The organism is Pseudomonas fuscovaginae SE-1, from assembly GCF_000364705.1.
In the GTDB taxonomy this organism is placed as follows: Bacteria; Pseudomonadota; Gammaproteobacteria; order Pseudomonadales; family Pseudomonadaceae; genus Aquipseudomonas; species Aquipseudomonas fuscovaginae_A.
Genome location: NZ_AQOH01000040.1, coordinates 1 through 7,837 on the forward strand (window position 1 = coordinate 1; position 7,837 = coordinate 7,837).

Consider the following 7,837-nt stretch of genomic DNA (forward strand, 5'->3'; position numbering starts at 1 on the left):
TACGACTGCTTCGCAGCCGAACGGGGGCAAGCCCCCTCGCCACAAGAGCACGCCCATCGCCTGCCAGCATCCTTGTCACAACCAGGTGCAGGGCTTTCACCAGCCTGTCTATGAACCCTTGCAAGACCAGAGGTCTTTGGGAGCTTCACCATGTTGAACACCCTTCTTCCCATCCTGCTGTTCGCCGCCCTGGGCCTCGCTGTCCTCGGCGCGCTGCGGCGGGTTGCCATGTGGCGCCGCGGCCGACCGTCGAAAGTCGACCTGATCGGCGGCCTGTTCGCCATGCCCAAGCGCTACATGGTCGATCTGCACCATGTGGTGGCGCGGGACAAATACATCGCCAATACCCACGTCGCCACGGCCGGTGGCGCGGTGGCGTCGATCATCCTCGCCTTGCTGGTGCACGGTTTCGGCCTGCACAACCGCATTCTCGGCTATGCCCTGCTGCTGATGTCGGCGGTGATGTTCGTCGGCGCGATCTTCGTCTACCGGCGTCGGCGCAATCCGCCGTCGCGGCTGTCGAAAGGCCCGTGGATGCGCCTGCCGAAAAGCCTGCTGGCGTTCTCGGGCTCGTTCTTCCTGGTGACCCTGCCGGTGGCCGGTATCCTGCCGGAAGATTTCGGCGGCTGGGTGCTGGCAGTGATCCTCGGCCTCGGTGTGCTGTGGGGCGTGTCCGAGCTGTTCTTCGGCATGACCTGGGGTGGGCCGATGAAACATGCCTTCGCCGGTGCCCTGCACCTGGCCTGGCACCGCCGCGCCGAACGCTTCGGCGGCGGCCGCTCCACCGGCCTCAAGCCGCTGGACCTGAACGATCCACAGGCGCCCCTGGGGGTGGAAAAACCCAAGGACTTCACCTGGAACCAGCTGCTGGGCTTCGATGCCTGCGTGCAGTGCGGCAAGTGCGAGGCGGCCTGCCCGGCGTTCGCCGCCGGCCAGCCGCTGAACCCGAAAAAACTGATCCAGGACATGGTCGTCGGCCTGGCCGGCGGCAGCGATGCAAAGTTCGCCGGCAGCCCGTATCCGGGCAAGCCGATCGGCGAGCACTCGGGCAACCCGCACCAGCCGATCGTCAATGGCCTGGTGGATGCCGAGACCTTGTGGTCGTGCACCACCTGCCGCGCCTGCGTCGAGGAATGCCCGATGATGATCGAGCACGTCGATGCCATCGTCGACATGCGCCGGCACCTGACCCTGGAAAAGGGCGCGACGCCGAACAAGGGCGCCGAAGTCCTGGAAAACCTGATCGCCACCGACAACCCGGGCGGTTTCGCTCCCGGTGGTCGCCTGAACTGGGCGGCCGACCTGAACCTCGCCGTGCTCGCCGAGAAGAAGAGCACCGACGTGCTGTTCTGGGTCGGCGACGGTGCCTTCGACATGCGCAACCAGCGCACCCTGCGGGCCTTCGTCAAGGTGCTGAAGGCGGCTGGCGTCGACTTCGCCGTGCTCGGCCTGGAAGAGCGCGACAGCGGCGACGTCGCTCGTCGCCTGGGCGACGAGGCGACCTTCCAACTGTTGGCCAAGCGCAATATCCAGACCCTGGCCCAGTACAGCTTCAAGCGCATCGTCACCTGCGACCCACACAGCTTCCACGTGCTGAAGAACGAGTACGGTGCCTTTGGCGGCAACTACCGGGTGCAGCACCACAGTACCTACATGGCCGAACTGATCGGTGCCGGTGCCCTGAACATCGGCCAGCACAAGGGCAACAGCGTGACTTATCACGATCCGTGCTACCTGGGCCGCTACAACGGCGAGTACGAGGCGCCACGCGAGGTCTTGCGTGCCCTCGGGATCGAGGTCAAGGAAATGCAGCGTTCCGGCTTCCGTTCGCGTTGCTGCGGCGGTGGCGGCGGCGCGCCGATCACCGACATTCCCGGCAAGCAGCGGATCCCCGACATGCGCATGGAGGATATCCGCGAGACCGGCGCCGAGCTGGTGGCCGTGGGTTGCCCACAATGCACGGCGATGCTCGAGGGTGTGGTCGAGCCCCGGCCGATGATCAAGGACCTGGCCGAACTGGTCGCCGACGCGCTGCTCGAAGAGGCACAGCCGAGCAAGGCGGCGCCCAAGCGTGAACCCGCGGAGGTGCATTGATGAGCGATATTATCCGTCGCGACCCGCGTGCCGAGTGGATCGCCCGCAACCGCCTGCATCCGCTGCATGCGGCGATGCAGCCGGTACAACACAGCTGGATGGGCCCCAACGGGATCATCCGCAAGAACCCCCATGGCGTCGGTTTCATCGGCCCCAACGGTATCAAGCGCATCGACCGCAGTGGCGCCCAGCAGGGCGGTACCACCAAGCGTTCGGCCAGCGTCGAAGTGCAACTGCCGCTGCACCAGGTCGCGCAGCCGGCCTTCCACATCTGCGTGGTGCCGGACATGGTCGGCGGCCGCCTGAGCAGTCACGACCGCGACCTGCTCGGCCTGGCCCACCAGTTGGCTGGCCAGGACGGCGCGGTGCTGGCCGTGGTCTTTGGCGAGCACAAGGAAAGCACGTTCGAGACCGCTGGCGTCGACCGCCTGCTGGTGCTCGAGGGCGACGAGTTCAGCGGTTATTCACCGGAGCAACGGGTCCAGGGCCTGCGGGCTGTGGATAACCAGTTCGATCCACGCCACTGGCTGCTGCCGGACAGCCGCAGCGGTGGTGGCGAACTGGGCCGGCGTTTCGCCGCGAGCCTGGGCGAACGCCCGGCCACGCGGGTCTGGCAGGTCAAGGATGGCGAGTGCATCGGCCGCGCCGGTGCTGGCCTGCAGGATCTGGCGCGGCCGCTGGCGCGGGTGATCCTGGCCGCGGCCGAGTGTGCCGAACCGGTCAGCGAAACCCGTCACGAAGCCTTGCCCGTGGAGTTGTCCACAGGCATCGCCCGCAGCCTGCCACGCATCGAGGATCTGGGGGCGGTGGCGGTGGATCCGGCGGCGATTCCCATGGCCGAGGCCGAGTTCATCTTCTCCGGCGGCAACGGCGTCCAGGACTGGCCGCTGTTCCACGAAACGGCGGCGGCGCTGGGCGCTACCGAAGGCGCTTCGCGGGTGGCGGTGGACGATGGCTTCATGACCCGCGACCGTCAGGTCGGGGCCAGTGGTACCTGGGTCACGGCGCGGGTGTATGTCGCCGTGGGGATTTCCGGGGCGATCCAGCACCTGCAGGGCATCGGTGCCTGCGACAAGGTGGTGGCGATCAACCTCGACCCGGGCTGCGACATGATCAAGCGCGCCGACCTGTCGGTGATCGGCGACAGCAACGAGATCTGCCGCGCCCTGATCGCCGCGGTGACGGCATATCGCAACGGCGCCAAGCGCGATGCGGCTTAAGGTGGGGATGAACGCATGAGCACGAATGTAATCAGCCTGGTCTCGATCGGTGCCCACCCGACCTCCGGTCGCGCCCGGCGCGCCGAGCAGGATGCCCGGGCGGTGGAGCTGGGCTTGCAACTGGCTGGGGATAACTTGCAGGTGGTGCATGCCGGCGATGTTGCCGAGCCAGCGCTGCGTGCCTACCTGGGCATGGGCCTGTCCGAGATGCGCGTGCTCGAGCAGCCGGCCGGCGCCGATGCGTTGCCGGTGCTGACCGATTACCTGCGCGATGTCGGTGCCCAGGTGGTGCTCACTGGCAGCCAGGCGGAAACCGGCGAGGGCTCGGGAATGCTGCCGTTCCTGCTGGCGGAGAACCTCGGTTGGCCGTTGGTGGTGGGGCTGGCCGAGGTCGAGTCGATTGGCAGCGGCGTGGCCCAGGTGCTGCAGGCCTTGCCTCGCGGTCAGCGGCGTCGGTTGAAGGTGCGCCTGCCGTTTCTCGCCACGGTGGACAACGCCGCGCCCAAGCCACGGCAGAGCGCCTATGGTCCGGCACAGCGTGGGGTGTTGCACGCCGAGGAGGTCGAGGTACTGGAGGACGAACTGTTCGCCAGCGCGCAACTGCAACCGGCCAAGCCACGGCCCAAGCGCCTCAAGGTGATCAAGGCCAAGAGCGGTGCCGACCGCATGAAGGCGGCCACGGCCAAGGCCAGTGGTGGTGGCGGGCAGGTGCTCAAGGGCGTCAGTGCCGAGGCGGGGGCCGAGGCGATCCTCAAGTTGCTGATTGAAGAAGGCGTAGTGCGCTAATGCCTCGTCTGCGGCATTCCTGAAACCGAGCGCGAACTCGTGGCGAGCGGGCTTGCCCGCGCTGGGGCGCGAAGCGGCCCTGGAGCGATTGCCCCCGTTCTATCGGATGTCCCGCGTGGGCCTCTTTTGCGACTGCTGCGCAGCCGAACGCGGGCAAGCCCGCTCACCACAGTACCCGCCACTGCCGGGCTAGGGTGTTGGTGGTGGTGCCGGCGCGGTTACGGCCGGCGGCTCTGCCGGCTTGGGCAGCGGCGATTCCATCACCGGTTGTTCCACCGGTGCCGGCAGCGGCTGCCAGTTTTCGTTCGCCCGGGGTATCGCCAACGGCGGCGGGATGTTGCTGGCGGCGCCACCACTGGTCTTCATGTTCAGGTTCTGGCTGTTGCGCAGCACCATGCCCTCGGTCGAGCTGCGGGCCTCGGTGCCGCTGTTGAAGGTGCTGACCTGGGACGCCGGCAATTCCAGGTTGCGTTCGATCCGCGGGGTGATGAGCAGGATGATCTCGCTCTTGCCCAGCTCCGTGCGGCGGGTGCCGAAGATCGTCCGGCCCAGCGCCGGCAGCCGGCTGAGGCCCGGCAGCCCCAAGCCTTCCTCGACATCGGCGGTACGGATCAGCCCGGCCACCACCTGGGTCTCGTTGTTGCGTGCGGTCAGGGTGGTACTGGTCGAGCGTGAACCCAGCTCGAAGGTCGCCGGCTGCTCGGCGGTGCCTTCGTTGCGCTTGGTGATATGGCTCATGTCGATCAGCATCTGGAGGTTGATCTCGTCGTTCAGGCTGATGTTCGGCTGCACCTGGATGCTCAAGCCGACGTCCTGGTAGGACACCGACGAAGTCGTCACCTGATTGACGGTGGTGGTGGTGATCACCGGGATCTTGTCGCCGATCTTGATCTCGGCTTTCTCGCGGTTCTTCACCCGGATGCGTGGGTTGGCCAGGGTCACCGTATTGCCGCTGCGCTGCAGCAGGTTGAGCTTGGCTTCCAGGCTGCCGACGGTGAGCTGGCGGTTGGCGGCGTCGCTGCCCGGTAGCGAGACGCCGATGGCGCCAGGGTAGTTGATCCCCAGGTTCTGCTCGTCCACCAGGCTGACCTCCATCACCTGGATGTCGATGGTCACCTCCGAATCCGCCAGATCGATGGCCTGTACCAGTTTTTCCACCGCACTCAGGGCTTCCGGCGCATCGCGTACGATCACCGCACTGAGGCGTTCGTCCACCAGCACTTCCCGGGGCTTGAGCAACTGCTTGATCTCGGCCGCCGCCAGCTTGGGGTCGGCATGGCTGAGGTAAAAGGTGCGTACCGCCAGCTCACGGTATTCGCGCTCCTTGTCCGGCCTGGCCGGGTAGACCAGCACGGTGTCGGCGTTGAGCACCTTCATGTGTAACTGGTGGGTCGACAGCAGCAGGTTCAGCGCGTCCTCGGCGGTGGTGCGCGAGGCCGAGATGCTGGCGGCGGCGTTCGGGTTGACGTCCTTGTCGATGACGAAGTTGATTCCCGACAGCCTGGCGATGGTCTCGAAGATGGTGGTCAGGCTTTGCGAGCTGAAGTGCAGGCTGACCGGCTTTTTCATTGCCGCGCTCAGTTGCGGCTTGAGGCTGTCGACGCTGACCAGCGTGCGTGTCAGGCTGTCGCGCAGGTCCAGGGCTTCGCGGTAGTTGGGCTGCTGCACGATGATCTGGCGGATGATCGCCAGCGCTTCCTTCGGATTGCTCTCGCGCAGGGCCGTGGCCCGCGCCAGTTGCGGGCGCAGCCGCGCCAGGTTCTCGATGTTGCGGATCTCCTGGCTGGCGCCGAGGTTGCCGGGGTCGTAGCGCAGGATCTGGCGCATCGCCGCGATGGCGCCGGCATCATCGTTGCGCGTCAGGGCCTCGGCGGACTGGCGACTGTAGTGGTCGACCAGTTGTTCGGTGCGGTTGAACAGCGCCGCGCGCAACCGCACGTCGTCCGGGTGCTCCTTCAGCGCCGCGCGCAACACATCCACGGCGCGGGTGATGTCGCCCTCCAGGCGCGGCAGCTCGCTGTCGTCGAGTGGCCCGCGTGACTGGCAGGCGCCCAGGCCGATGAGCAGCAGGGCCAGCCAGGGCCGGAAAGATTTCGACATGATCGTTCTCCTGGCGGTGGCGTCCATGCTCAGGGGGTATCCAGGCGCAGGGTGGTGACCTGGCGCAGCGGCAGGTAGGTCAGCACCACCTGGGTGTCGGTCAGCTTGTCCAGGCGGTAGTCCTTGTCGAACGTCGCGCCGGGGCGGATATGTCCGGCCAGCGAGCAGCGCTGGCACAGGGTGTAGCGCACACCGCCCTGGCGTTGCAGCACGACGATCTTCGACTGCCCGAGGTAGCGCCACTGCGCGCTGACGCTGAAGGGCATCGGTGGCGCCTGCGGTGCGGCGGGGCTCGCCGGCTGCGCTGGCGGTGGCGGCGGCAGCCAGCTCTGGGCGGGAAACAGGTCGACCATGACGCCGGCGAGCGGTGTCGGGCTGTCGCCGGGTACCTGCTCGGCGGCGGGGCGGGGTGGCATTGCCGGCCGGGGCGGGCTCTCGGGTGCGGGAGCTCGCCGATCCTGCCAGAACACCCAGGCGCAGCCGACCAGCACCACGCCGAGCAGCACGCGCAGATGCATCGGCAGCTTCACTTGAGCACCGCCAGCAGGCTGAGGCGCAGACGGATCTCCAACTGCGCGCTGGCGATGTCCTGGCGTTGCAGGCTCAGGCTGTCGATCCGCAGCGCCGGTTGCCGGACCAGTTCGTCGAGGGCCTTGCGCAACGCCGGGTAACCGCCGTTCAGGGGGATGTCCAGGGCCAGCCGACGGGTCTGCTCATCGGTCTGGGAGACGTATTGGAAATTGGTCTGCAGCACGGCGAAGCCGTTGCCTTGCAGAATGGCCAGCAATGGTTCCAGGCGTGCTTCGAAGCTGTCGGTGCCGGGCAGGTGGCGCACGGCCCGTGGTTCTCTGGCATGCAGGTCCAGCGGCCGTTCGGCGATTCCGGCGCGGGCCTGCTCCAGGCGCAGGTCATTGTCGGCCAGGGCAGGCACGATCAGCCCCTGGCGGATCACCAGAGCCGTGACGATCAGCAGTGCGGCCAGGCCACCCCAGGTTCCCAGCAGGTCTCGTGTCCGGGCCAGGTGCCAATGCAGCAGGGCCTGGAGTCGTTCGGCGCTGGGCCATTGGCGCGGGTTCGGTGGCATCGGCTGGGCTCCCTAGTGCCTGGCGAGCTTGAACTTGACGGTCATCGGCAGCATCGGATCGCGGGTGTTGCGCGCGCTCTGTTGCAGGCTGACGCTGAGGCCGCTGTCGCTCTTGAGGCGTTCGATGAATTGCAGGCTGCCGTCCAGGCGCTGGCTTTCCAGTTCCAGGCTGAGCTCCTGGGCGGTGGTGTCGACCTCCAGGCGCAGCAGAGCCACGTCCGGTGTCCAGGCCCGGCCGAGAGCATCGAGCAGGGCGAACGGCGTGGCCCTCTGGCGGTCGAAGGCTTCCAGTTGTTTCTGCTGCTGGGGCGAGGTGTGCAGGGCTGCCTGCAGGCGGTTCTCCTGTTCGATCGCCAGGGCGTTGAACTGCCGTTCGACCTGATCCGCCTCGGCCTGACGGAGCTGCAACTGCTGCCAGTCCTGCCACAGCAGCAGCCACAGCCCGGCCGCGACGACGCCCAGCAGCGTCAACAGCCAGGGCCGGGCGATGCCGCCGCGCAGCTCGAGCGTCGGCGCTGGCGGGCGCTGCCAGCGCTGCCGCAGGCGTGCGAGC

7 protein-coding genes are annotated in these 7,837 nt (G+C 67.4%); 3 read left to right on the plus strand and 4 right to left on the minus strand.

Annotation, left to right across the window (positions count from 1 at the left end):
• Positions 1-150: 150 nt before the first annotated feature.
• From dgcB to K675_RS0104885, 3 genes are read left to right on the plus strand one after another with little or no spacing between them, the layout of a single operon-like run.
• Positions 151-2,094, plus strand: coding sequence for a dimethylglycine demethylation protein DgcB (gene dgcB, locus K675_RS0104875; RefSeq protein WP_017902388.1), 1,944 nt, complete (start codon positions 151-153; stop codon positions 2,092-2,094).
• Positions 2,094-3,314 carry an electron transfer flavoprotein subunit alpha/FixB family protein gene (locus K675_RS0104880; RefSeq protein ID WP_017902389.1) on the plus strand — a complete coding sequence of 407 codons (1,221 nt, stop codon included), beginning with the start codon at positions 2,094-2,096 and terminating at the stop codon, positions 3,312-3,314. The genes dgcB and K675_RS0104880 overlap by 1 nt, the downstream gene beginning before the upstream one ends.
• 15 nt (positions 3,315-3,329) lie before the next feature.
• Positions 3,330-4,100, plus strand: a complete 771-nt coding sequence (locus K675_RS0104885; RefSeq protein WP_017902390.1) for an electron transfer flavoprotein subunit beta — start codon at positions 3,330-3,332, stop codon at positions 4,098-4,100.
• 189 nt (positions 4,101-4,289) lie between these two features.
• Here K675_RS0104885 and K675_RS0104890 read toward each other — a convergent pair whose 3' ends face one another.
• The 4 genes from K675_RS0104890 to K675_RS0104905 all read right to left on the minus strand — a co-directional run.
• A complete protein-coding gene (locus tag K675_RS0104890; protein WP_017902391.1) occupies positions 4,290-6,200 on the minus strand; it encodes a secretin N-terminal domain-containing protein in 1,911 nt (636 codons plus the stop codon).
• Positions 6,201-6,229: 29 nt separating this feature from the next.
• Positions 6,230-6,730, minus strand: coding sequence for a hypothetical protein (locus tag K675_RS0104895; RefSeq protein ID WP_017902392.1), 501 nt, complete (start codon positions 6,728-6,730; stop codon positions 6,230-6,232).
• Entirely contained in the window at positions 6,727-7,284 is a 558-nt protein-coding gene (locus K675_RS0104900; protein WP_017902393.1) for a GspMb/PilO family protein, read from the minus strand. Before K675_RS0104900 ends, K675_RS0104895 begins: the two co-directional genes overlap by 4 nt.
• Before the next feature lie 12 nt (positions 7,285-7,296).
• On the minus strand, positions 7,297-7,837 hold a 541-nt coding region (locus K675_RS0104905), incomplete at its 5' end, for a hypothetical protein (protein WP_017902394.1).